Below are 21,471 nucleotides of genomic sequence, written 5' to 3' on the forward strand. Positions count from 1 at the left end.
ATGCCGAGCATCCGGCGCTTGCTGCCCACCCTGCTGGGCCTGAGTTTTGTCCTGTTCGCGGCGGTTCCGGCCCTGGCCGCTCCCGCACCCGCCACCAGCGCCGCGCCCATCCCGGTGGCGGCCACGTCCGCGGCGTGCAAGCTGCCCGTGCGCGTGCATCAGGGCGCGGGCGCATTGCGTCCGCTGCAGCCCAACGCGACACAGAGCGAGGTCACCCAGCTCACCGCGCGCCTGCTGACGCGCTACTCGTATGAAGCGTTGCCGCTGGACGCCAGCATGGCGCAGCGCGTGTTCAAGGGTTACATCGACGCGCTCGATCCCGACAAGATGTACTTCACCGCGCAGGATCTGGCCAGCTTCAAGCCGATCGAGGATCACCTCGACGGCGCGATCTGGAGCGGCGATCTCAGCGGCCCATTCGCCATGTTCAACGTCTTCGAGAAAAGCGTCACCGCACGCGTGGCCTACGCCGAGGCGCTGATCAAGAAGGGCGGCTTCGATTTCAACCAGAACCTCAACTACGAGGTTGACCGCGAGCACGCGCCCTGGGCCGCCGACGACACCGCGCTGGACACGATCTGGCGCGAGCGCGTGATGAACGACTGGCTGCGCCTGAAGCTGGCCGGCAAGAGCGACGCCGACATCCGCACCGTGCTGGACAAGCGCTACCTGAATTACCTCGATAGCTTGCGCGAGCTGGACAGCGAGGACGTGTTCTCGATGTTCCTCAACGCCTATGCCATGGCCAACGATCCGCACACCAATTACTTCGGACCGCGCGCCAGCGAGAACTTCGACATCTCCATGAACCTGTCGCTGGACGGCATTGGCGCCGAATTGGAACGGCGTGGCGACTACACCACCATCCGCCAGGTCCTGCCCGGTGGCCCGGCTTCGCGTTCACCCCTGCAGGTGGGTGACCGCATCGTCGGTGTCGGTCAGGGCAGTGCATGTCCGATGGTCGATGTGCTCGGCTGGCGCCTCGACGATGTGGTCGCGCTGATCCGCGGCAAGAAGGACACCACGGTGCGTCTCGAGATCATCCCCGGCGACGCCGGCCCCGATGCTAGGCACGAGACCCTCAGCATCGTGCGCAAGAAGGTGACCCTCAAGGAGCAGGCCGCCAAGAAGTCCATCATCACCGTGCACGATCATGGTCACACCTATCGCATCGGCGTGATCTCGCTGCCGGCGTTCTACGAGGACTTCGCCGCGCGCCGCCGTGGCGATCCCGACTACCGCAGCGCCACGCGCGACGTGGCCAAGTTGCTGGTCGAACTGAAGAAGGACAAGGTCGACGGCGTGGTCATGGACCTGCGCAACAACGGCGGCGGTTCGCTGACCGAGGCCATCGAGTTGTCCGGTCTGTTCATCGGCAAGGGTCCGATCGTGCAGGTGCGCGACAGCAACGGCCAGATCGGGGAGCAGGACAGCGACGAGACGCGCGTGTGGAACGGGCCGCTGGCGGTGCTGGTCAACCGCGCTTCGGCCTCGGCATCGGAAATTTTCGCCGCGGCGATGCAGGATTATGGCCGCGCGCTGATCATCGGCGAGAACACCTACGGTAAGGGCACGGTACAGAACCTGGTCAATCTCGATCGCATGGCTGACCAGCCCAAGGCCAAGCTCGGCGATCTGCACATGACCATCGCCGAGTTCTTTCGCGTCGACGGCGGTTCCACGCAGCTCAAGGGCGTGACCCCGAACATCGTGTTCCCGCAGACCATCAACCCCAAGGATTTCGGCGAGTCCAGCAACCCCAATCCGCTGCCGTGGAGCCAGATCAAGCCGGCAGACTACAAGCCGGTGGCTGACTTGCAGCCGCTGATCCCGACCCTGCTCGCGGAGCACGACGCGCGCGTGGCCAAATCGCCCGCGTGGCAGTTGATGCTTGAAGAGCTGGCCGCGGTGCAGAAACTGCAGGCTGAGAAGACGATCTCGCTGAACTACGCCGCGCGCGAGCGCGAACGCAAGGCGCAGGATGCGCTGCAAGACCAGTTTCGCGCGCGCGAAAAGGCCATCGAGGCCGCCGCCAAGGGGCCGGCGCACGCGACCACGGCCAGCACGCCGGCGCGTGCGGCATCGGCCGCCGTTGCCGCGCCAGCGCACGCGGCCAGCACCCGCGATGATGGTTTGCAGCCCAACGAGCGTCCGCTGCACGCCGATCTGGCGCGCGAGCGCAAGCGCGACGACAAGCCCGACACCATGCTGATCGAGGCCGCACACATCCTCGGTGACGAGATCTATCTCCTGCAGCGTGATCCGCATCTGGTGGCCACTGCGTTGCCGCCGGGTGGGCATGTCCCGCCGCTGCTGGCCGAGGTGCCGCCACTGCGCTGACGCCGGCCGCTCAGCGCGGCGGATCGGCCATCGGCGTGGCGCCGATCAGCACCACATCGGCCGGACGCCGCGCGAACAAACCCACGCTGACCACGCCGGGGATCTGGTTGATCTCGCGCTCCAGCCCCACGGGATCGGTGATGCGCAGTCCGTGCACATCGAGAATCCAGTTGCCGTTGTCGGTAGTGGTGCCGTCGCGCCACACCGGCTGACCGCCCAGTTGCACCAGCGCGCGCGCCACCAGACTGCGCGCCATCGGGATCACCTCGACCGGCAGCGGAAAGCGGCCCAGCACATCGACGCACTTGCTCGGATCGATGATGCACACGAAACGCTGCGCGGCCTCGGCGACGATCTTCTCGCGCGTCAGCGCCGCGCCGCCGCCCTTGATCAGACGTCGCCACGGGTCGCACTCGTCGGCGCCGTCCACGTACAGCGGGATCGGTCCGACCGCGTTCAAATCGAGCACCGGGATACCGGCCGCGCGCAGCAGCGCGCTGGACTGCTCGGAGCTGGACACCGCGCCCTCGATGCGCGCGCGCATGCGTGCCAGGCCCGCGATGAAAAAGCGCACCGTCGAGCCGGTGCCGACGCCGACGACGCTGTCGTCCTGCACCTCCTTGAGCGCGGCCTCGGCGGCGGCGCGCTTGCCTGCGTTGGGATCGGTGGCGGCAGTATTCATGCGGGGTCCTTATCGTGGCTGAGGATGACGCGCCATTGCGCGGCGCTGACCGGCAGCACCGACAGGCGGTTGCCGCGGCGGGTGAGCGCGAAATCGCCCAGACGCGCGTCGGTCTTCAAGGTGTCCAGCGCGATCACCCGGTCAAGCTTGCGCACGAAGCGCACGTCCACCAGCCACCAGCGCGGCGCATCGCGCGGGCTGTCGGGGTCATAGTGTGGATTGCGCGGCTGGAACTGGCTGGGATCGGGATAGGCGGTGCTGGCGACCTCGGCCAGCCCGGCCACGCCGGGCACGGCGCAGTTGGAGTGGTAGAACAGCACGCCGTCGCCGACGCGCATGCCATCGCGCATGAAGTTGCGTGCCTGATAATTGCGCACGCCGTCCCAGGGCTCGCTGCCTTTGCGCGCGAGATCGTCGATCGAGAACGTCTCGGGTTCGGATTTCATCAGCCAGTAGTGCATGCCGGATCCTGCGCACAGAGGATGGTTTCGCGATCGGTCAGCACGGCATCGAGGCGCACGTCCCAAGGCTGCGCCTGCAGGGCCGGATGAGCGCTGTCGACTTCCTGGAAAGCATAAGCCACACCGCACAGCCACGGACGCGCCGGTCGCCGCACGCGCTGCAGCATGGCAAAACTGGCATCGTAAAAGCCGCCACCGCTGCCGAGGCGCGTGCCGCCGCGCTCGAAAGCGAGCAGCGGCACCAGCACGATATCAAGGTGCTCGGGTGCCAGCAGTTCGGCCTCTGCGACATCGGGCTCGGGGATGCCGTAGCGGTTGCTCAGCAGGCTGGCGCCGGTCTGCCAGCGCGCAAAGCGTAGGCCGCGGCCACGTCCCAGCACCGGCAGCAGGTAGTCGAGATCGCGCGCGCGACACAGCCCGGGCACCTCGTGCAGCGGCAACTCGCCGGTACAGGCAAAATAACCGGCCAGTGTTTGCGCGGATTCCATGATCGGCAACAACGCGAGCTGTTGCGCGAGCGCATTGCCAGCATCCAGGCGTTGGCGCGCGGGCAGCGCGGCACGGCGTGCGCGCATGAGGTGGCGCAAGGTTCGGCGCGCGTCGAGGTTTTCGGGTGGCATGAAAGGCAAGGGTGCGTTCTCCGCGATGCCGGTGCACGCCAGGCGACCTTGATCCCAGGGATCAGGTGGGAGGGCTCAGGCGACCGTTCAGGCTTTCCGCGCGTGGCGGACATGCACATGGGGAAGCCATTTTACCGACCCGGGGTCGTTCAACAGGAGCAAGGCAAATGCTAATAGCGTGCTGTCGGACACCGCAGGGAACGCACCCGGGATTCTAGCAGTGCCGACAGATATTGGGCGTTTTCGCGAGGCGTACTCAGCTATCCGGCAGCGCCGCTTCCAGCTTGCGCCGCAGCAGCCCGAGGCTGTGCGCCAGCTCGCGCTCGCGCTCGGCGTGGCGCTCGCGTAACTGCACCAGGTCGTGGGTCAGGCTCAGTGCCGCGAGCACCGCGATGCGATCAAAACCGACGGTACGGGTCGCGCCACGCAGTTCGCGCATTTTCTGATCAAGCAGGTTGGCCGCGGCAGCGAGGCCGGTGCGTTCTTCCTCGGTGCAGCTGACCAGAAACTCGCGGTCGAGCAGGCGGACGGTGACCGGGACAGTGCTCATCGATTCACGCCTGCGGTGGCTGCTCCAGCGCGCGCAGGCGCTGGATCATCGCTTCAATGCGCGTGCGCGCCGTATCGTTGCGCGCCACCAGACTGGCGCGATCCGTGGCGAGCTGTTCCTGGCTGTGGCGCAGGCTGCGGTTTTCATCCGCCAGGCGGTGCTGCTGTTGCAGCGCACGCTCGACCAGCGCGTGCAGGGTTTCCAGTTCGGCGCGGATCGGATCGGCGGGCGGCATGGCGCAACTTTAGCAGGTTGACCGTACGTGGATGGGACGCTCAGTTGCGTTGCGCCGCGCGCTGCGCGCGGTGTTGCTGGATGAACGCCAGGCACGCCGGTCCGGGCATCGGTTGCGCGAGCAGATAACCCTGCACTTCGTCGCAATCCTTCTCGCGCAGGTATTCGAGCTGCTCGGGCGTTTCCACGCCTTCGGCCACCACGTTCAGTCCCAGCGCGTGTGCCATCAGCACGATGGTGCTGAGGATGGTTTCGTCGTCGACGCTCAGAGTGAGTTTGGCGACGAAGGTCTGGTCGATCTTGAGGGTGTCCAGCGGCAGGCGCTGCAGGTAGGCCAGCGACGAATAGCCGGTGCCGAAGTCGTCGATGGCGAGGGTGACGCCGACGTTGTTGATGGCCTCCAGAATGGCGCGCGCGCGCTCCGGATCCCGCATCAGCATGCTCTCGGTCAGTTCCAGCTCCAGCAGCTCGGGGGCGATGGCGTGGCGCGCCAGCGTCTCGAACAGATAATTGCTGATGTCACCGCGCGCGAGCTGCGCCGCGGACAGGTTGACCGCCATGGTCACGTCCGTGAGTCCGGCTGCGCACCATGCGGCCAGTTCTGCGCAAGCGCGCTCGATCACGAACTCGCCGAGCGTGCTGATCAGGCCGATTTCCTCGGCCAGCGGAATGAACAGCGAGGGCGGGATGCTGCCAAACTCCTCGCTGTGCCAGCGCAGCAGCGCCTCGACGCCGGTGATGCGATTCTCGGCCAGGCTCAGCTTGGGCTGGTATACCAGGTGCAGTTCCTCGCGCTTGAGCGCGCGTTGCAGCGCCGCGATCAGATCGGCGCGTTGGCGCACCTCGGTGTCCAGCGCCTCGGTGTACACGGCGTACGTATTGCGGCCGCGTTCCTTGGCGCGGTACATGGCGATGTCGGCGTACTTGAGCAGATCAGTGGGCGCCTGGCCGTGCGTGGGGTAGAGCGCGATGCCGATCGAGAGCGAAATCTGTGCCTCGCGCCCCTCGCCGAGGTCCATCGGTTCGGCGAATACCTCCAGCAGTTTTTGCGCGATGTCCTCGGCATCACGGGTTTGCGCCACGCGCTCCAGCACCACGGTGAACTCGTCGCCGCCGAGGCGCGCAACGGTGTCATCGTCGCGCACCACCGCGCGCAGGCGGCGCCCGGCCGCCTGCAGCACGCGGTCGCCGACGCTGTGGCCGTGCGCGTCATTGACGTGCTTGAAGCGGTCCAGATCGACGAACAGCACCGCCACCAGACGTCCCATCTGACGCGCGCGCAGAATGGCATCGCCGAGGCGCTCGGTGAGCAGGGTGCGGTTGGGCAGGCCGGTCAGCGGGTCGTAGTTGGCGAGGTAATGCAGTTCCTGCTCGGCGCGGCGGCGCGCGGTGACATCAGTGAGCACGGCGACAAAGTGCGTGCGCTGACCATGGCCGTCGCGGATCTCGTTGATTTCGATGCGGCACAGGATGGGTTCGCCATCGCGCTTGCGCTGCCACAGCTCGCCGCTGAAGTGGCCGCTGCTTTCGAGTTTGGCGTGTACCTGCACAAACGCCTCGGGCTGGTCCGGGCTGTCGAGCAGGCTGGAGGATTGCCCGAGAATATCCTGCCCGGTGTATCCGGTCATGCGCGTGAACGCCGGGTTGACGGCGACGAAGCGCATCCGCGCGTCGGTGACCGCGACCGCCTCACCCATGGAGCGCACCACCAGATCCGCGATCGAGCGCTCGCGCTCGCGCGCCAGCTCGGTGCTGATGTCGCGCGAGGTGCCGATCACGCGCAGCGGCCGGCCCTCGGCGTCGGATTCGCTGACTTTGCCGCGCGCGCGAATCCAGATCCACTGACCATCGGCGCCGCGCAGGCGATGCTCGGATTCGTAGAACGGCGTGTGTCCGGCGAGGTGCTCGGCGAGGGTCTGCTCCAGATGCGGCAGATCGTCGGGATGCACCGCGTAGCGGCGCCAGTCTTCGATGGTGAGCACATCCTCGCGCGGCCCGCCCAGCAAGTGCAGGTCGCCCATGCGGCGCAGTACGCCACGCTGCAAATCCAGTTCCCACAGCGCATCGCCAGAGCCCCATAGGGCCAGCTTCAGGCGCTCCTCGCGCGCGGCGCTGTCCAGTCGATAGCGGCGCTCGGTACGGCGTCGGCTCCAGGTCATCCCGATCAGCAACAGCACCACACCACCGGCCAGCAACGCATACAGCGCGCGCATGGCCGGGCTGTCCCACCACGGCGGCACGACGATGATGGCCAGACGCGCCGGCGGCGAGGTCATGGTGCTGGTGCTGGCGGCGACCTCGAAGGTGTAACGGCCGGCGTCGAGATCGACATAGGACACCCCGTGCGTCGGCGCCGGCGCGCTCCAGCGTGTACCACGGCCGAGCAAGCGATAGCGGTACAGGCCCGCCGCGGGGTGGCGATAGTCGAGACTGGCGAATTGAATGCGCACCGGTTGGCCCAGCGCCACGTGCAGGCTGCCGTCGCGCGGCGGCACGCGCTCGCCCTCATCGCCGATGCGCAGTGCGGTCAGTTGCACGGTGTGGGGCGGATCGGACGGCTTGCGCGAGGCCGCGCCGATGACGAAGCCTTCGGGGCCACCGAAGGCGATGCTGCCGTCCTTCAGGCGCGTGCAGGTGCCGGCGTTGGACTCCATGCCGTTGATGCCGTCGCGCTGGCCATAGCGCACGATACGGCCGTTGACGGTATCCAGCGCGGCGATGCCGAGGTTGGTGCCGATCCACAGCGTGCCACGCGGCTGCTCGACCAGGCAGTAGATGACGCTGTCCGGCAGGCCCTGGCGCAGGCCATAGTGCTGGAAGCGCGCCTGCCCGCCGCCGATGTTGAGCAGGCGGTCAAGGCCGTCGCCGGTACCCACCCACAGCGTGCCGTCGGCGCTGCGCGTCAGGCTGATCACCTCGTCATTGCCGAGGCTGTCGGCCTGTCCGGGCTGATGGCGGAATGCGCGCAACTGGCCGTGTCGCCATAGCAGCAGATCACCGTTGGTGGCGATCCACACCGCGTTGTTGCCGGCCGCGGCGAAGCCCATTGCATGCGGAAACTGCGCGCTGCCCGGCGGCGCGGGCAGCCACTGCGGTGTAGCCATGCCGGGGCGCCAGCGCGCCACGCCGCGCACCGCTCCGGCCAGCCATAGCGTGCCGTCGGGCGCCTGCCAGACCGTATACAGCCACTGCCCCGGCACCGGATTGTCGGGGTCGCTGGGGTAGGCGGGCTGCGCCACGCCGGTGGCCGGATCGAACCGCAACAGTCCGGCGCTGGTCGCCAACCACAGCAGGCCGCTGGCTGGCTCGCGCACGATGCCCTCCACGGCCAGCCCATCTACCGCGGGCGCTCCTGGCTGCGGCGGTCGCGGCGCTTCGGCCGCCAGCGCCGGCAGCAGCAGCGCGGTGTAATCGTTCAATGTTTGCGTGCGCGCGTCGTACAGCATCAGCCCGGCGTGCGAGCCCACCCACACGCTGCTGTCACCGTCCGGGGCCAGTGCACGGATGAAGTTGGCGCGATCCTCGGGGTCGTTGCGATCGGGCACGGTGACCGACTGAAAACGCGTGCCGCGCGGATCGGTATAGACCACACCCGCCGCACCGGCGATGGCCCACAGCGTGTCGTCGCGGCTGACCAGCAACTGGCGCAGCGCGCCCGGGGGCAGGTCGCCGCTCACGCCGTGGCGTGATGGCACGCGCTGGATCTGGTCTCCGGCAAGGCGCAGCAGGCCGCCGGAATCTGGCGCGATCCACAGCGCGCCGCTAGCATCCTCGGCCAGCGCTGCCACGCCCGCGACCGCTGCGCCCGCCTCGGGCCACAGGCGCGACCAGCCACCGGCGGAAGTCTGCGCGAACAGGCCCGCCTTGGTGCCCAGCAGCAGCCGGCCATGATGCGTGCACAGCAGGGCTTGTCCGCTGCCACTGGCATTGTCGGGCAATGCCAGCGCGACCGCCGCTGGCTGCGCCAGATTCACACGCAGCAAATTGCCATCGGCCAGCGCATAGGCGGTGTTCTTGCCGCACAGGGTCAGCGCATGACTGCCTTCGCTCTGCGCTGGCGCTTGCCACAGCGTGTGCAGGCGTGACGGACCGGCGTCCCACAAGCTCACGCCGGCGGGGCCGGACATCAGCAGGCGCGCGTTGGGCAGCCCGAGCAGCGATGCCCCCGGGCCGGGCGCCAGCAGTCCGGGTGGCAACGGTTGCGGGCCACGCGTGGGATCGAACAGTATGATATTGGGTCCGCCCGCATCGCGCGTGAGAGCGGCCGTGGAGAGCCACAGCCGCCCGGCGCCGGCGCCGGCGATGTCGGTGATCGCCGCGGGGCTGCTGCCGCGCTGGCGCATGAAATCGGGAAAGGCCAGCAGGCGGTGGCCGTCGAAGCGGTACAGGTCCGAGGGCGTGGCAATCCAGATGAAGCCTTCGGCATCCTGGTAGATACTGCTGATGCCCGATTGCTGCAGGCCGTCGTTGGCGCCGATATGCTCAAAGTAGTAGTGCGCGATCGCCACCGTGTGACGCACCGGTACCGCTGCTTGCGTGTGACCACGCGGCGTCAGCAGCAACACACCCAACCCCAGCATGAGAGCCAGAGCGTGCAAGGTGCGCGTGGAACCTGCCGGCATGACGATCCGATCTCCCCCGATGCGCCGAGTGTAGGCAATCCCCGGGCAAGCGGCTAGGCTGATCAACGCGCCACGCCATGGCGCGTCTGCACCGCCCCGTGGATGTCGCACCCGCATGACCACCGCCCCCGATTACCTCGCATTGAGCCAAGCCTTGAGCGCCGCGCGCGCGCCCGCAAGCGCCAGCGAGTTGCATGGCAGCATCACCGCACTGGCCTGCGCGCTGGCGCCGGAGCCAGCCCTGCGCGAGCTGGACGCGCTATTGGAGGATGTTGCCGTGAGCGCGGCGGATGCGCTGCGTGCCGCGGCACGCGCCTGTCTGGCCGGCACGCAGAAGACGCTGGCCGATCCAGAGCTGGGCTATGTGCCGCTGCTGCCCGACGCCGAGCAGCCGCTGCCGGATCAGGCCGAGGCGCTGGTGGACTTCTGCCGCGGATTTCTCGAAGGATTGGGCCTGGCCGGCGTCGGCGCGGGTCGGCGCCTGCCCGCGGAAGTCGACGAAGTGCTGCACGCCTTCGCCGCGCTTGCCGCCGGCCCGGTGGCGCTGGACGCCGATGCCGGCGATCTGGAAGCACTCACCGAACTGGTCGAGTTCGTGCGCATCGGTGTGATGCTGGTGCACGTCGAGCTGGGCGTCGACGTGGATCGCGCCGGGGCATGAGCGCCGCGCGCCCGATCGGCGTGCGCGAATACGCGCGCCGGCGTCGCGAGCTGATGCGCATGGCCGGCGCCGATGCCGCCATCCTGCTGGCCGCCGCGCCGCCGCGCTTGCGCAATGGCGACACCACGTGGCCATACCGTCAGGATTCCGATTTCCTGTACCTCAGCGGATTCGACGAGCCCGCCGCGGTGCTGGCGCTGCTGCCTGGTCGCCGTGCCGGGCAGAGCGTGCTGTTCTGCCGCGAGCGCGAGCCCGCGCAGGAGCGCTGGGACGGCGCGTGGCGCGGCCCGGAGGGCGCGGTGCGCGAGCTGGGCCTCGACGACGCGTTTCCCTTCGCCGACATCGACGACATCCTGCCCGGCATGCTCGAAGGCCGCGCGCGGCTGTACTGCCACTTCGGCCGCGAGGCCGCGTTCGACGCGCAACTGCTGGCCTGGCTGCGGCGCCTGCGCGCTACCCAGGGCGTGGCGCAGGCGCCGCAGGAAATGCTGGCGCTGGGGCATCTGCTGCACGAGCTGCGCCTGTTCAAATCGCCGGCCGAGCTGGGCTTGCTGCGCCACGCCGCCAGCATCGGCATGGATGCGCACCGCGTCGCGTGGGCGGCGCTGGCGCCGGGCGTGCCCGAGTTCGCCATCGAGGCCGATTTCGTGCACGCGCTGCGCCGCGCCGGCGCGCTGCCCAGCTATCCGCCGATCGTCGCCGGCGGGCGCAATGCCTGCGTGCTGCACTACGCGCGCAATGACGCGCCGCTGCGTGACGGCGACTTGCTGCTGCTGGATGCCGGTGCCGAGTGGCAGGGCTATGCCTCGGACATCACCCGCACGCTGCCGGTGAACGGGCGTTTCAACCCGGCGCAGCGCGCTCTGTATCAACTGGTGCTGGACGCGCAGCGCGCGGCGTTGGCCGTGATTCGCCCCGGGCAGGGCTGGGAGGCTTTTCATCAGGCCGCGCGCGACGTGCTCATCGAAGGCCTGTGCGCGCTGGGCCTGCTCAAGGGTACGCCGGCGCAAGCGCTGGCCAGCGGCAGCTACCGGCGCTATTTCCCGCACAAGACCGGGCATTGGTTGGGTCTGGATGTACACGACGCCGGCGACTACCGCATCCACGGTGAGCCGCGCTTGCTGGAACCCGGCATGGTGCTCACGGTCGAACCCGGGGTGTACGTGGCGCCGGATGAACGCGCGGCCCCGCCGCGTTATCGCGGCACCGGCATCCGCATCGAGGATGATGTCGTGGTCACCGCGACGGGCGCCGAGGTGCTGACCGCGGCCCTGCCCAAGGATCCTGATGTGCTGGAAGACGCCTTGGCCTCCGCGCATCCGCCCCACTCCCCCACTCCCACCCTCCGAGTCTGAATCATGCGCAAGCTTCGCTCCGTCCTGTTGCCCGCTGTCCTGTCGCTGTCGCTGGCTGGCGTCGCGGTCATCCCACGCGCGCACGCCGCGCCGCCGCCGATCGCCGACGCCACTTACGGCGCGCACCTGATCGACTACGGGCTGTTCGGGCTGGTGCGTGTGTACCAACCCACCGGCATTCCGCAGCGCGCGGTGATCGTGTTTTCGCGCGCCACGGGCTGGGGCGCCAACGAAGCGCGCTATGCCACCGGCCTGCAGCAGGCCGGCAGCCTGGTGATCGGCGTCGATTTGCCGCGCTATCTGAAAACGCTGGAAGTGCTCAAGGGCAAGTGCAGCTACCCGGCCGGACACGTCGAGGAGTTGTCGCACTGGATGCAGAAAACCCTGCACCTGCCCACCTACCTGCGCCCGTTCATCGTCGGTTTCGACGGCGGCGCCGATTTCACCTATGCGCTGGGCGTGCAGGCGCCCTCGGGCACCTTCGCCGGCATGGCCACGCTGGGCTGGGACGGGCAGTTCACCCTGCCGCACGCGTTTTGCAAAGGCGATGCCGGCAATGCCACCGTGACGCAGGGCAAGGTCTTCGGTTTCGCGCCGGTGACGCCGCTGCCGCTGCCGTGGCTGGCCGCGGGCAGCCCCGGCAAGAACGAAATCGGCCCACCCGTGGCATTTGGGCGCGCGCAGCGCGCGCCGGCCGACGGCGCGGCGCTGGCGGCGGCGCTGGATGCGCTGGTGCGCAAGCCGGTACTCAGCGCCGGCGCCTTCGCTGACAAGCTGGAGGACTTGCCGCTCACCGAGATCGCGCCCAAGGGCACGCCCGATGGCCGCGTGGTGATCATGTTCAGCGGCGACGGCGGTTGGGCGGGGCTCGACAAAGGCGTGGCCAAGGTGCTGTCCGCGCATGGCGTGCGCGTGGTCGGGCTCAGCTCGCTGGAGTATTTCTGGCACAAGAAAACCCCGCAGCAGACCGCGCAGGCGCTGGCGCGCATCCTTGCCGCCTACACCGCGCGCTACCCGGACGCGCGCTATACGCTGATGGGTTACTCGTTCGGCGCCGGCGTGGTGCCGGTGGTGTACAACCTGCTGCCGCCGGAGCTGAAGCAGCACGTTGGTGCCGAGGTGCTGATCTCGCCCGATCCCGAGGGATGGTTTGATATCCACATCGGCGACTGGTTCACCACCACCAAGCACCAGTACAACGTGCCGCTGGACCCGGAGATTGCGCGCACCAGGATCCCGGTGATCTGCCTCTCCGGCCAAGCCGAGGGCCACGATACCTATTGCGACAGTCTCGCCAGGCGCGGCATGGCCAAACTGGTCACGCTGCCCGGCGGGCACCATTACGAGGGTGATTACGATCGTCTCGGCCAAGTGATCCTGCAGGCGCTGCCGCGTTGATCCATGCGCGGCCGTGGGCACGGCTCAAGACAGCAGCATGCGCCGGTAGCCGCCGGCGACCAGCGCGGCGATGTCGGTGAGCAGCGCCGGTACCCACAGGCCGCGCGGGTAGGCTAGGTACGCGCCGACCCACTCGGGGCGGAATTTTTCCTTGTAGCGGCGCACGCCCTGATAGTTGTAGAAGCGGTTGCCGTGGCGGAAGGCCAGCGCGGCGAGGCGCTCGTTGAGGCGCGCGTAGGGCGTGGTACCGACATTCGACAGCGGCGCCATGCCCAGGCTGAACCATGCGTGGCCTTGCTCCTTGGCCCAGCCCAGCACGTTGGCGAACAGGAAATCCATGCTGCCGCGCGGCGCATCGGGCAGGTGGCGCATCAGGTCGATGCCGCTGTAGCCCTGCGTGCCGTAGCCTGGCAGCAGGTTGGCGAAGGCGATCAGTTCGTCTTCGCGATACACCAGCGCCAGCGGTCCCCACGCCAGATACGCGGGATCGAAACGCCCTAGCGAGTAGCCCTTCTCGGCGGCGCCCTTGTCCGCCAGCCATGCATCCGAGACCTGCTCCAGCGCCGCCAGCAGCGCGCTGTCGAACGGTGCCACGGCCATGCGGAAACTCAGCTTCTCGCGCGCGGCGCGGTTGACGGCTTGGCGCAGATCCTCCCAGCGCTTGCCGGTGAGCGAGAACTCGGCCAGCGGAATCAGCGCCAGCTCGCCCAGCTTGAACAAGTCGAAGCCGAGATCGTGGAAGCGCGCCAGATCCGGCTCCAGTACCTCGTAGAACACCGGCGCGCAGCCCTGGCTGTCGGCGTAGCGGCGGAAGTCGAGGATCGCCTGCGCCTGCGCGGCGGGATCGCCGCTGGGTGCGCCCAGCGCGATCAGGCGATCGCGCACGCTGCCGTAGGCGATCAGGGTGCGATGCCCGGCGCCCCAAAACAGGTGCTTGTCGGCCATGAAGCTGAGGTGCGCGAAGGCGCCGCCGCCGTGCTGCGCGTAAAACTCGCGCACGCGTTCCAGTTCCGCATGGTCCGGCAGCGGCAACTTGGGGCGGCGTATCGCGAACGCATGCCAAGCCAGATACAACGCCAGCCCCAGCAGCGCCGCCCCCAGCCCGCGCGCGAGGCGCGAGGCGTGCGCGTAGGCGCCGGTGGCGAGCAGATCGAAACTGTCCTGACCGAGGATGTCGGCCACGCCCACGGCGAAGAACACCGCGACCACCAGTAACAGCCCCAGCAGCCAGCCGAGGCTGACCCCGGAGGCCATGTTCACCGCGCGCTGGCTGAAGTCCTGGCGCCGCGCGCGCAGCAGCAAGGAGACCGCCAGCAGAAACAGCGCCTCGCCCCAGTGCAGACCCTTGAGCAGCACCAGCAGCGCGGCCAGCCACAGCAGCCACTGCACCGCGCGATAGGCCACGCGCAGGCGCCCGTCGATGCCGCGTGCCAGCCCCAGCAGCAGCACGCCGATGACGATGCTCAGCCAGTGCGAGCCTTCCAGCACCGGCATGCTGATGAATCCCGCGGCATGCAAGAAGCGCTGGTGCAGACTCGGCAGCGCCGCCGAGATCAGCAACAGCACGCCGGCGCCGAAGGTCAACAACGCCAGCACGCGGATGCCGAAGTTGGCCAGGTACCCCGCCGGCACCACCAGCAGCTCGATCAGCGGATGCGCGGCCATGCGCTCGCGCAGGCGCGTCAGCGCCGGCATGCGTTGCGCCAGCATGCCCGCGCCCAGCCACAGCGCCAGCAGCATCGGCAGCAGGTAATACACCACGCGGAACAGGAACAGCCCGGCGCCGGCGGCGCCCACCGGCACGCCGGCCGCGCTCAGCGCCAGCAGCAGCAGGCCATCGAACACGCCGAGCCCGCCGGGGATCATGCTCACCAGGCCCAGCGTCGCCGCCGCGCCGAACGCGGCCAGCAGTTCCAGCGGTGACACCTGCGCGCCGGCCAGATACAGGCACAGCCACAGCGTGGCCGCCGCCAGCGCCCAGTCGATCAACGACAGCAGCGCCAGATGCGCGCGCAGCGCCAGCGGCGGCACGCCTTGTTCCTCGGGCAGCCAGCCCATCAACTTGCGGCGCCCGGTGAGCACGAAATACAGCGGCAGATAAAGCGCCGCGGCCAGCAGCACCAGCAGCGCCAGCACGCGGCTGGCGTGGTTGGGCGTGGCCGGCAGGTGGCCGCTGGCCAGCGCGCCGATCACCAGCACCGACAAACCCAGTGGCAGCGACAGGATCTGCAGGCCGACCAACGCGGCGCCATTGCGCAGGGTGATGCCGTGGCCTTTCAGCCCGAGCAGGCGCACACCCGAGCCCACCGCGCCGGAGAGATTGAGCGTGTTGGCCAGCGCATTGGCCACGAACGACAGCCGCAGCAGCGGCAGGGTGGCGATGGGAAACTTCAGCCAGCGCGCGATGGCGAGGTCGATCAGCCCGGTATACGCCACCGCCACCAGCGCGAAAATCGCCACGCCCGCGGCATACAGCGTGGGGATCGCGATCAGCGTGCGCTGCAGGCTGCGCAGATCGAACGCCGACAGCTCGCGCCCGGCCAGCACGAAGGTGATCGCGAGCAGCGCCAGCGGCAGCAGCCAGCGCAGCACGCGCAGCCAGGACGAATGGTGCGCCGGTGGCGCGACGGGGGTGGGTTGCATGCGTCGTGGCTGGAGGAACGGAGCGCTATCCTCGCATTCGGCTCGGTGCTGCGACAGTGGGAGCCGAAGCGCGCGCGGAAGCCGGTGGTTTGCCGGTCGCCGCGGACTACGCTGCCGGAACGGCGCCCAGCAGCTTGTCGAGGATGCGTTCGAGACATTCGCGCTCGCCGACATCGAGACGCGCCAGCAACTCGCGTTCGTGGGCGCGGGCGCGCGGCGCGACGACATCGTGGATGGCCCAGCCCCTGGCCGAGAGGCGCAACACCGAGCGCCGCTTGTCGCCGCGGTGGGTGCGCCGCAGCACGCGTCCGGCCGCCGCCAGCCGCGCCAGCGCGCGGCTCACCGCGACCTTGTCCATGGCGGTGCGCCCGGCCAGTTCGCGCGCCGACAAACCCGCGCCGTCATAGCGCGCCAGCACCGCGATCACGCGCCACTCGGTCACGCCCAGATCAAACCGCGCCTGGTACTCGCGCGCGATCGCCTGACTGACCGTGTTGCTGAGGATCGACAGCCGGTACGGCAGAAAACGTTCCAGCTCCAGCGGAGCGCGATCGGGCATGGTGCGCCGCATCCTGCAAATGGTTGCAAGTGAAACTATACTGCCGGAACCGGCGGCGCAAGCGCCGCGCACAACTGGAGACCGCCATGAGCGCGCAACCCAACATCGGCATGCGGCCGGTGCAGTTCGAGAACCCCATGGGGGTCGATGGTTTCGAGTTCGTCGAGTTCGCCGCGCCCGATCCCGGCTTGCTGCACGCGCTGTTCCCGCGTCTGGGTTTCACGGCCGTGGCGCGCCATCGCGGCAAGCGCGTGACGCTGTACCGACAGAGCGACTGCAACTTCCTGGTCAACGAGGAGCCCGGCTCCTTCGCCATGGAGTTCGCGCGCCAGCACGGCCCTTGCGCGGCCGGCTTCGCCATCCGCTTCAGCAAGCCCGCGCGCTGGGTGCGCGAGCAGGCGCTGGGCAACGGCGCCGAGACCATCGGCGCGCTGGAAAGCACCAAGTCCGTGGATGCGCCGGTGATCAAGGGCATCGGTGGCTGCATGCTGTATCTGGTCGATCGCTACGGCGCCAAGGGCGGCGCCTACGATGCCGAATTCGAGTATCTGCCCAGTGTCGCGCGCAATCCGAAAGGATTCGGGCTGACCTTCATCGACCACCTCACCCACAACCTGCACTTCGGCCACATGGAGCAGTGGTCGCGCTATTACGAGCGGCTGTTCAACTTCCGCGAGATCCGCTACTTCGACATCAAGGGCGCCAAGACCGGGCTGGTGTCCAAGGCCATGACCGCGCCCGACGGCATGGTGCGCATTCCGCTCAACGAGTCGTCCGATCCGAAGAGCCAGATCAACGAATACATCGACGAGTACAAGGGCGAAGGCATCCAGCACATCGCCTGCTTCACCGATGACATCCACGCCACGGTCGAGGCCATGCGCGCCGCCGGCGTCGAATTTCTGGACACGCCCGACGCTTATTACGAAGTCATCGACAAGCGCATTCCCGGCCACCACGAGGACGTGGCACGCATGGCGCGCAACAAGATCCTCATCGACGCCGATGCCGAGACCCGGCAAAAGCTGCTGCTGCAGATCTTCACGCAAAACTGCGTCGGCCCGATTTTCTTCGAGATCATCCAGCGCAAGGGCAACCTCGGTTTCGGCGAAGGCAATTTCCAGGCGCTGTTCGAGTCGATCGAGCGCGACCAGGTGCGCCGCGGGGTGCTGTGAGTGATGCTGGCCCCTGCTCTTCAGTCTGCGAGGAGCGCGGGCGACGATCAGGAAGATCGATCCGCGGATGACCGTTCGCAATCACCGTTCGCTTTGATCAATGGCATTCACTCTTCGGCCTCGGCGATAGCAATCTCCGTTCGGAGTGGTAGCAATCACCGTTCGCGCAGAGTGGCAGCAATCACCGTTCGCCCTGAGCGTAGCCGCGAAGCGGCGAAGTCGAAGGGCGGGCCCCCCGGAGGCGAAATGGACTTCACGCTCTACATCCTCGAATGCGCCGATGGCAGCCTCTACATCGGGCACACGGATGATCTGAACCGGCGACTGGAACAGCATGGACAAGGCCGGGGTGGGGCGTATACCGCAGCCCGGCAGCCAGTGAAACTGATCCATGCGGAGGCGTTCGAAACGCGCTACGAGGCTCTCACGATGGAACGCAAGCTCAAAGGCTGGAGTCGGGCCAAGAAGCTGGCCTACATGGCCGCGGACTGGGGCGCTGTGAGTGCTCTGGCCAGAGGCGAACACAGGCGACAACGTCTGCAGAAAAGTGCTTCGACTCCGCTCGCTGCGCGAGCTACGCTCAGCACGAACGGAGAGAGGGCAAGCGCGCGTCAACAAACACGGGATACCGACGCATGAACTACCAATCCGGCTTCGGCAACGAGTTCGCCAGCGAGGCACTGCCCGGCGCGCTGCCGATTGGACAGAACTCGCCGCAGCAGGTGCCGCATGGCCTCTACGCCGAGCAGTTTTCCGGCACCGCGTTCACCGCGCCGCGGCACCTCAATCGGCGCACCTGGATGTACCGCATCCGCCCCGCGGCGATGCACGCGCCGTTCGCGCTGCTGCCGGAGGGACGCCTGCACAATCGTTTCGACGAAATGCCGGCCACGCCCAACCAGTTACGCTGGGATCCGTACCCGCTGCCGTCCGCGCCCACTGATTTCATCGACGGCCTGTTCACCCTGGCCGGCAATGGCGGCGCGGCGGCGCAAACAGGCATCGCGATCCATCTCTACGCCTGCAACCGCGCCATGCACGGGCGCTATTTTTACAACGCCGACGCCGAGTTGCTGATCGTGCCGCAGCAAGGCCGTCTGCGCATCGCCACCGAGCTGGGTGTGCTGGATGTGGCGCCGCTAGAAATCGCGCTGATCCCGCGCGGCCTGCGTTTTCGCGTCGAATTGCTGGGCGACATGGCAAGCGGCTACATCGCCGAAAATTTCGGCGCGCCCATGCGCCTGCCCGAACTCGGCCCGATCGGCGCCAACGCGCTGGCCAACGCGCGCGATTTCCTGGCGCCGGTCGCGGCGTATGAGGACATCGAGGGCGACTTCGCGCTGATCGCCAAATTCCAGGGCCGCCTGTGGCAGGCGGCCATCGACCACTCGCCGCTGGATGTGGTCGCCTGGCACGGCAACGACGTGCCCTGCAAATACGACCTCGCGCGCTTCAACACCATCGGCTCGATCAGCTACGACCATCCCGACCCGTCGATCTTCACCGTGCTGACCGCGCCCGGCGACACGCCGGGTACCGCCAACATGGACTTCGCCATCTTCCCGCCGCGCTGGCTGGTGGCCGAGCACACGTTCAGGCCGCCGTGGTTCCACCGCAACGTCGCCAGCGAGTTCATGGGCCTGATCGCCGGCGAATACGACGCCAAGGCCGGCGGCGCCAGGGGCGGTTTCGCGCCCGGCGGCGCCAGCCTGCACAATTGCATGAGCGGACACGGCCCCGATGCCGCCAGTCATGCCAGGGCGGTGGCGCTCGACACCACCCAGCCGCAGCACCTCACCGAGACCATGGCCTTCATGTTCGAGACGTGGGCGGTGGTGCGGCCCACCGCGCAGGCGCTGGCGCTGCCCGAACTGCAGGCCGACTACTGGCGCTGCTGGCAGGAGCTGTCCAAACACTTCGATCCCGCGCGGCGTTGAACTCGGCGCGCCGCGGTGCATTAGCCCTCCTGCCGGGAGCGGGGAAACACCGTTGCTTTGCATCCTTCCCCATCCGGGAGAAGAGCCTGTCCTGAGCTTGTCGAAGGATGGCCGCAAGGCCGGAAGGGTTCGGACCTGCGCATACTCCACGCAGGATGCATACCCTCATCCCCTCTCCCGGAAGGAGAGGGAAACATCCAGGCACAACCAACCACATCCGTACGAGTGTGGACCCGGACCCGGCAAAGGCAGACCATGAAACTCGGAACACTGAAGGAAGGCGGCCGCGACGGCACCCTGATCGTCGTCTCCCGCGATCTCGTCCGCGCGGTGCGCGCGACCGGCATCGCGCCGACGCTGCAGGCGGCGTTGGATGACTGGCAGCGCGTCGCGCCATTGCTGAATGCGCTGTCGGAGCGTCTGGACCGCACCGATCCTTTCCCCAACCCCGCGGCCGCAGGACGAGCGGCCGAACCGTTCGCGCTGGACATGGGCGCCCTGGCGGCGCCACTGCCGCGCGCCTACGAGTTCGTCGACGGCTCGGCTTATCTGCCGCACGTCGAGCGCGTGCGCAAGGCGCGCGGTGCCGAGGTGCCGGAAAGTTTCTACAGCGATCCACTGATGTATCAGGCCACCAGCGCCGGCTTCCACGGCCCGCGCGATGCGGTGCTGGTCGCCAGCGAGGACTGGGGCATCGACCTGGAGGCCGAGGTCGTCGTGGTGACCGACGACGTGCCGATGGGCGTGAGCGCCACCGCCGCGGGCGCGCACATCCAGCTCATCGGCCTGGTCAACGACGTCAGCTTGCGTAACCTGATCCCGGCGGAGTTGGCCAAGGGTTTCGGCTTCTTGCAGTCGAAGCCGCGCTCGGCGCTGTCACCGGTGCTGGTCACGCCCGATGAACTGGGCGCCGCGTGGCACGGCGAAAAACTGCACTTGCCGATGCGCACATGGATCAACGGCCAGTGGTTCGGCGCGACCGAATGCGGCGAGGACATGCAGTTCAGCTTCGCGCAGCTCATCGCCCACGCCGCCAGAACGCGCCCGCTGGTCGCCGGCAGCATTGTCGGCTCCGGCACCATCGCCAATCACGACACCGCCAAGGGCGCCTCCTGTCTGGCCGAGCAGCGCACGGTGGAAACCCTGCGCGACGGCAAGCCATTGACGCCGTTCCTGAAGTTCGGCGACGTGCTGCGCATCGAGATCACCGACGCGCACGGCCACAGCATCTTCGGCGCCATCGAGCAGCGCATCGAGCGTGTTGGCGGCTGAGGCGCGCGTACCCACTGCACACCGGGATTGCCGCGCCGTCGCAGCGTGCGGCGCGGCGCGGCAATCTCACTCACACCTTGATACCCGGCGCGGGAGCGGCGGGAGCGGGAGCGGGGCGCGCGGCTTGCCGAATCGCGCAGTAGCCCGCGGCCCGCTGCGCCGGCATGACGACCACGGCCACGGGCAGCATCGGACCGAGCGCAGGCAGCGATTCCTGCGGCTGCGCGAAGGTCACCGCGATGGGCAGATGCGCGGGCAGCGCCGGCGCGGACCAGAGCGGCTGTTCCAGCGTCGCGGACAAAGTCTGCGTCTGCAGCGGCGTCATCCACTGCATGTCCATGCTGGTTTCCAGGTTTTGCATCTGCTGCATTTGCGCCTGCATGGCGCGCATCTGCTGCAGGGCCCAGGCCGGCAGCGCCGTGGCGCCATTGCTGCGCTGGACCATGATCGTGTCATTGCCCTGTGGACTGCGCCAGGTCCAGGTTCGCACTTGAACCGGACCCGCGGCAGTGCGTTCGACCTGTGTGGTTTCGTGCATGGGCAGGTTGCGCCCGTCGAAATGCACCAGCAGTGGCTGCGCCGCCAGCGCGATGGCGGGAATGCACGCGCCTGCCGCCAGCAACCAGAAACGACTCTTACGCATGGGAACCTCCTCGGTCAGGACGGGCGTGATGCCCGGATCAGCCGCTGGGACCGTGGGCGGTCGAGATTTGTTCCATGCTGCAGTGATCGCGATTCATGAATCAGTGAGGAAGGGTTGGCCGTATCCACAGGGCGACTCGAGCCCGCCATCCGCATCACTGACTTGCGTGACCGGCTTGAACACCACGCGCGCATCTGATCCAGATCAAGGCCCGTGTCGGGAGGTCTGGGCAGACTGCGGTCATGAACACGCATGCTCCCCAGGCGCCGCGCTTCGACGCCGAGCTGATCCGGCGCTACGACGTGTCGGGTCCGCGCTA

General features: G+C 68.1%; 17 protein-coding genes and 1 other RNA gene. 8 read left to right on the plus strand and 10 right to left on the minus strand.

Going from position 1 to position 21,471, the window contains the following annotated elements:
* Complete coding sequence (locus ACYDAT_RS02655; RefSeq protein ID WP_461448399.1) at positions 1-2,340, plus strand: carboxy terminal-processing peptidase; 2,340 nt, start codon at positions 1-3, stop codon at positions 2,338-2,340.
* Between the two features lie 10 nt (positions 2,341-2,350).
* On the opposite strand, the gene rpiA is transcribed toward ACYDAT_RS02655, so the two are convergent.
* From rpiA to ACYDAT_RS02690, 7 genes are all read right to left on the minus strand, one after another.
* The gene (gene rpiA / locus ACYDAT_RS02660) at positions 2,351-3,022 is read right to left on the minus strand and encodes a ribose-5-phosphate isomerase RpiA (RefSeq protein WP_461448400.1); all 672 of its coding nucleotides are present in this window, start codon (positions 3,020-3,022) and stop codon (positions 2,351-2,353) included.
* Positions 3,019-3,483: an EVE domain-containing protein gene (locus tag ACYDAT_RS02665; RefSeq protein ID WP_461448401.1), complete on the minus strand. Its 465-nt coding sequence runs from the start codon at positions 3,481-3,483 to the stop codon at positions 3,019-3,021. Before ACYDAT_RS02665 ends, rpiA begins: the two co-directional genes overlap by 4 nt.
* Positions 3,468-4,103: a 5-formyltetrahydrofolate cyclo-ligase gene (locus ACYDAT_RS02670; RefSeq protein WP_461448411.1), complete on the minus strand. Its 636-nt coding sequence runs from the start codon at positions 4,101-4,103 to the stop codon at positions 3,468-3,470. The genes ACYDAT_RS02665 and ACYDAT_RS02670 overlap by 16 nt, the downstream gene beginning before the upstream one ends.
* 13 nt (positions 4,104-4,116) lie before the next feature.
* Positions 4,117-4,306: non-coding RNA, 6S RNA (gene ssrS / locus ACYDAT_RS02675), on the minus strand.
* Positions 4,307-4,359: 53 nt separating this feature from the next.
* The gene (locus ACYDAT_RS02680) at positions 4,360-4,653 is read right to left on the minus strand and encodes a cell division protein ZapA (protein ID WP_297922161.1); all 294 of its coding nucleotides are present in this window, start codon (positions 4,651-4,653) and stop codon (positions 4,360-4,362) included.
* Positions 4,654-4,657: 4 nt separating this feature from the next.
* Positions 4,658-4,888: a TIGR02449 family protein gene (locus ACYDAT_RS02685; protein ID WP_297899598.1), complete on the minus strand. Its 231-nt coding sequence runs from the start codon at positions 4,886-4,888 to the stop codon at positions 4,658-4,660.
* 40 nt (positions 4,889-4,928) lie between these two features.
* Complete coding sequence (locus ACYDAT_RS02690; RefSeq protein WP_461448402.1) at positions 4,929-9,509, minus strand: EAL domain-containing protein; 4,581 nt, start codon at positions 9,507-9,509, stop codon at positions 4,929-4,931.
* A 115-nt stretch (positions 9,510-9,624) separates the two neighbouring features.
* Between ACYDAT_RS02690 and ACYDAT_RS02695 the strand changes: the two genes are divergently transcribed.
* The 3 genes from ACYDAT_RS02695 to ACYDAT_RS02705 are packed head-to-tail and all read left to right on the plus strand — an operon-like array spanning position 9,625 to position 12,923.
* Positions 9,625-10,170 (plus strand): UPF0149 family protein, encoded by a 546-nt coding sequence (locus tag ACYDAT_RS02695; RefSeq protein WP_461441420.1) that lies wholly within the window; start codon positions 9,625-9,627, stop codon positions 10,168-10,170.
* Complete coding sequence (locus ACYDAT_RS02700) at positions 10,167-11,525, plus strand: aminopeptidase P N-terminal domain-containing protein (protein ID WP_461448403.1); 1,359 nt, start codon at positions 10,167-10,169, stop codon at positions 11,523-11,525. The genes ACYDAT_RS02695 and ACYDAT_RS02700 overlap by 4 nt, the downstream gene beginning before the upstream one ends.
* 3 nt (positions 11,526-11,528) lie before the next feature.
* Positions 11,529-12,923, plus strand: a complete 1,395-nt coding sequence (locus tag ACYDAT_RS02705; RefSeq protein ID WP_461448404.1) for an AcvB/VirJ family lysyl-phosphatidylglycerol hydrolase — start codon at positions 11,529-11,531, stop codon at positions 12,921-12,923.
* A gap of 24 nt (positions 12,924-12,947) precedes the next feature.
* Here the strand turns inward: ACYDAT_RS02705 and mprF are convergent, their stop codons facing one another.
* Positions 12,948-15,566 (minus strand): bifunctional lysylphosphatidylglycerol flippase/synthetase MprF, encoded by a 2,619-nt coding sequence (mprF, locus tag ACYDAT_RS02710; protein ID WP_461438302.1) that lies wholly within the window; start codon positions 15,564-15,566, stop codon positions 12,948-12,950.
* Between the two features lie 106 nt (positions 15,567-15,672).
* Positions 15,673-16,125: a MarR family winged helix-turn-helix transcriptional regulator gene (locus tag ACYDAT_RS02715; protein ID WP_461438303.1), complete on the minus strand. Its 453-nt coding sequence runs from the start codon at positions 16,123-16,125 to the stop codon at positions 15,673-15,675.
* A 110-nt stretch (positions 16,126-16,235) separates the two neighbouring features.
* Here ACYDAT_RS02715 and hppD point away from each other — a divergent pair, with 110 nt between their 5' ends.
* The 4 genes from hppD (at position 16,236) to ACYDAT_RS02735 (ending at position 20,509) form a co-directional block, all read left to right on the plus strand.
* Positions 16,236-17,300, plus strand: coding sequence for a 4-hydroxyphenylpyruvate dioxygenase (gene hppD / locus ACYDAT_RS02720; RefSeq protein WP_461448412.1), 1,065 nt, complete (start codon positions 16,236-16,238; stop codon positions 17,298-17,300).
* Between the two features lie 246 nt (positions 17,301-17,546).
* Positions 17,547-17,939, plus strand: a complete 393-nt coding sequence (locus ACYDAT_RS02725; RefSeq protein WP_461448405.1) for a GIY-YIG nuclease family protein — start codon at positions 17,547-17,549, stop codon at positions 17,937-17,939.
* Positions 17,936-19,237 (plus strand): homogentisate 1,2-dioxygenase, encoded by a 1,302-nt coding sequence (gene hmgA, locus ACYDAT_RS02730; RefSeq protein ID WP_461448406.1) that lies wholly within the window; start codon positions 17,936-17,938, stop codon positions 19,235-19,237. The genes ACYDAT_RS02725 and hmgA overlap by 4 nt, the downstream gene beginning before the upstream one ends.
* Positions 19,238-19,492: 255 nt before the next feature.
* Positions 19,493-20,509, plus strand: coding sequence for a fumarylacetoacetate hydrolase family protein (locus ACYDAT_RS02735; RefSeq protein WP_461448407.1), 1,017 nt, complete (start codon positions 19,493-19,495; stop codon positions 20,507-20,509).
* Between the two features lie 70 nt (positions 20,510-20,579).
* On the opposite strand, the gene ACYDAT_RS02740 is transcribed toward ACYDAT_RS02735, so the two are convergent.
* Positions 20,580-21,152 (minus strand): hypothetical protein, encoded by a 573-nt coding sequence (locus ACYDAT_RS02740; RefSeq protein WP_461448408.1) that lies wholly within the window; start codon positions 21,150-21,152, stop codon positions 20,580-20,582.
* Positions 21,153-21,471: the final 319 nt, after the last annotated feature.

It is taken from the genome of Metallibacterium sp. (genome assembly GCF_054637675.1).

Bases quoted from the DNA above. Each gene is read 5' to 3' on its own strand.
- ACYDAT_RS02690 (WP_461448402.1), bottom strand. From the start codon at position 9,509: ATGCCGGCAGGTTCCACGCGCACCTTGCACGCTCTGGCTCTCATGCTG.
- ACYDAT_RS02680 (WP_297922161.1), bottom strand. From the start codon at position 4,653: ATGAGCACTGTCCCGGTCACCGTCCGCCTGCTCGACCGCGAGTTTCTG.
- ACYDAT_RS02665 (WP_461448401.1), bottom strand. From the start codon at position 3,483: ATGCACTACTGGCTGATGAAATCCGAACCCGAGACGTTCTCGATCGAC.
- ACYDAT_RS02725 (WP_461448405.1), top strand. From the start codon at position 17,547: ATGGACTTCACGCTCTACATCCTCGAATGCGCCGATGGCAGCCTCTAC.
- ACYDAT_RS02715 (WP_461438303.1), bottom strand. From the start codon at position 16,125: ATGCCCGATCGCGCTCCGCTGGAGCTGGAACGTTTTCTGCCGTACCGG.
- rpiA (WP_461448400.1), bottom strand. From the start codon at position 3,022: ATGAATACTGCCGCCACCGATCCCAACGCAGGCAAGCGCGCCGCCGCC.
- ACYDAT_RS02670 (WP_461448411.1), bottom strand. From the start codon at position 4,103: ATGCCACCCGAAAACCTCGACGCGCGCCGAACCTTGCGCCACCTCATG.
- ACYDAT_RS02735 (WP_461448407.1), top strand. From the start codon at position 19,493: ATGAAACTCGGAACACTGAAGGAAGGCGGCCGCGACGGCACCCTGATC.
- hppD (WP_461448412.1), top strand. From the start codon at position 16,236: ATGCGGCCGGTGCAGTTCGAGAACCCCATGGGGGTCGATGGTTTCGAG.
- ACYDAT_RS02705 (WP_461448404.1), top strand. From the start codon at position 11,529: ATGCGCAAGCTTCGCTCCGTCCTGTTGCCCGCTGTCCTGTCGCTGTCG.
- ACYDAT_RS02685 (WP_297899598.1), bottom strand. From the start codon at position 4,888: ATGCCGCCCGCCGATCCGATCCGCGCCGAACTGGAAACCCTGCACGCG.
- mprF (WP_461438302.1), bottom strand. From the start codon at position 15,566: ATGCAACCCACCCCCGTCGCGCCACCGGCGCACCATTCGTCCTGGCTG.
- ACYDAT_RS02655 (WP_461448399.1), top strand. From the start codon at position 1: ATGCCGAGCATCCGGCGCTTGCTGCCCACCCTGCTGGGCCTGAGTTTT.
- ACYDAT_RS02740 (WP_461448408.1), bottom strand. From the start codon at position 21,152: ATGCGTAAGAGTCGTTTCTGGTTGCTGGCGGCAGGCGCGTGCATTCCC.
- ACYDAT_RS02700 (WP_461448403.1), top strand. From the start codon at position 10,167: ATGAGCGCCGCGCGCCCGATCGGCGTGCGCGAATACGCGCGCCGGCGT.
- hmgA (WP_461448406.1), top strand. From the start codon at position 17,936: ATGAACTACCAATCCGGCTTCGGCAACGAGTTCGCCAGCGAGGCACTG.
- ACYDAT_RS02695 (WP_461441420.1), top strand. From the start codon at position 9,625: ATGACCACCGCCCCCGATTACCTCGCATTGAGCCAAGCCTTGAGCGCC.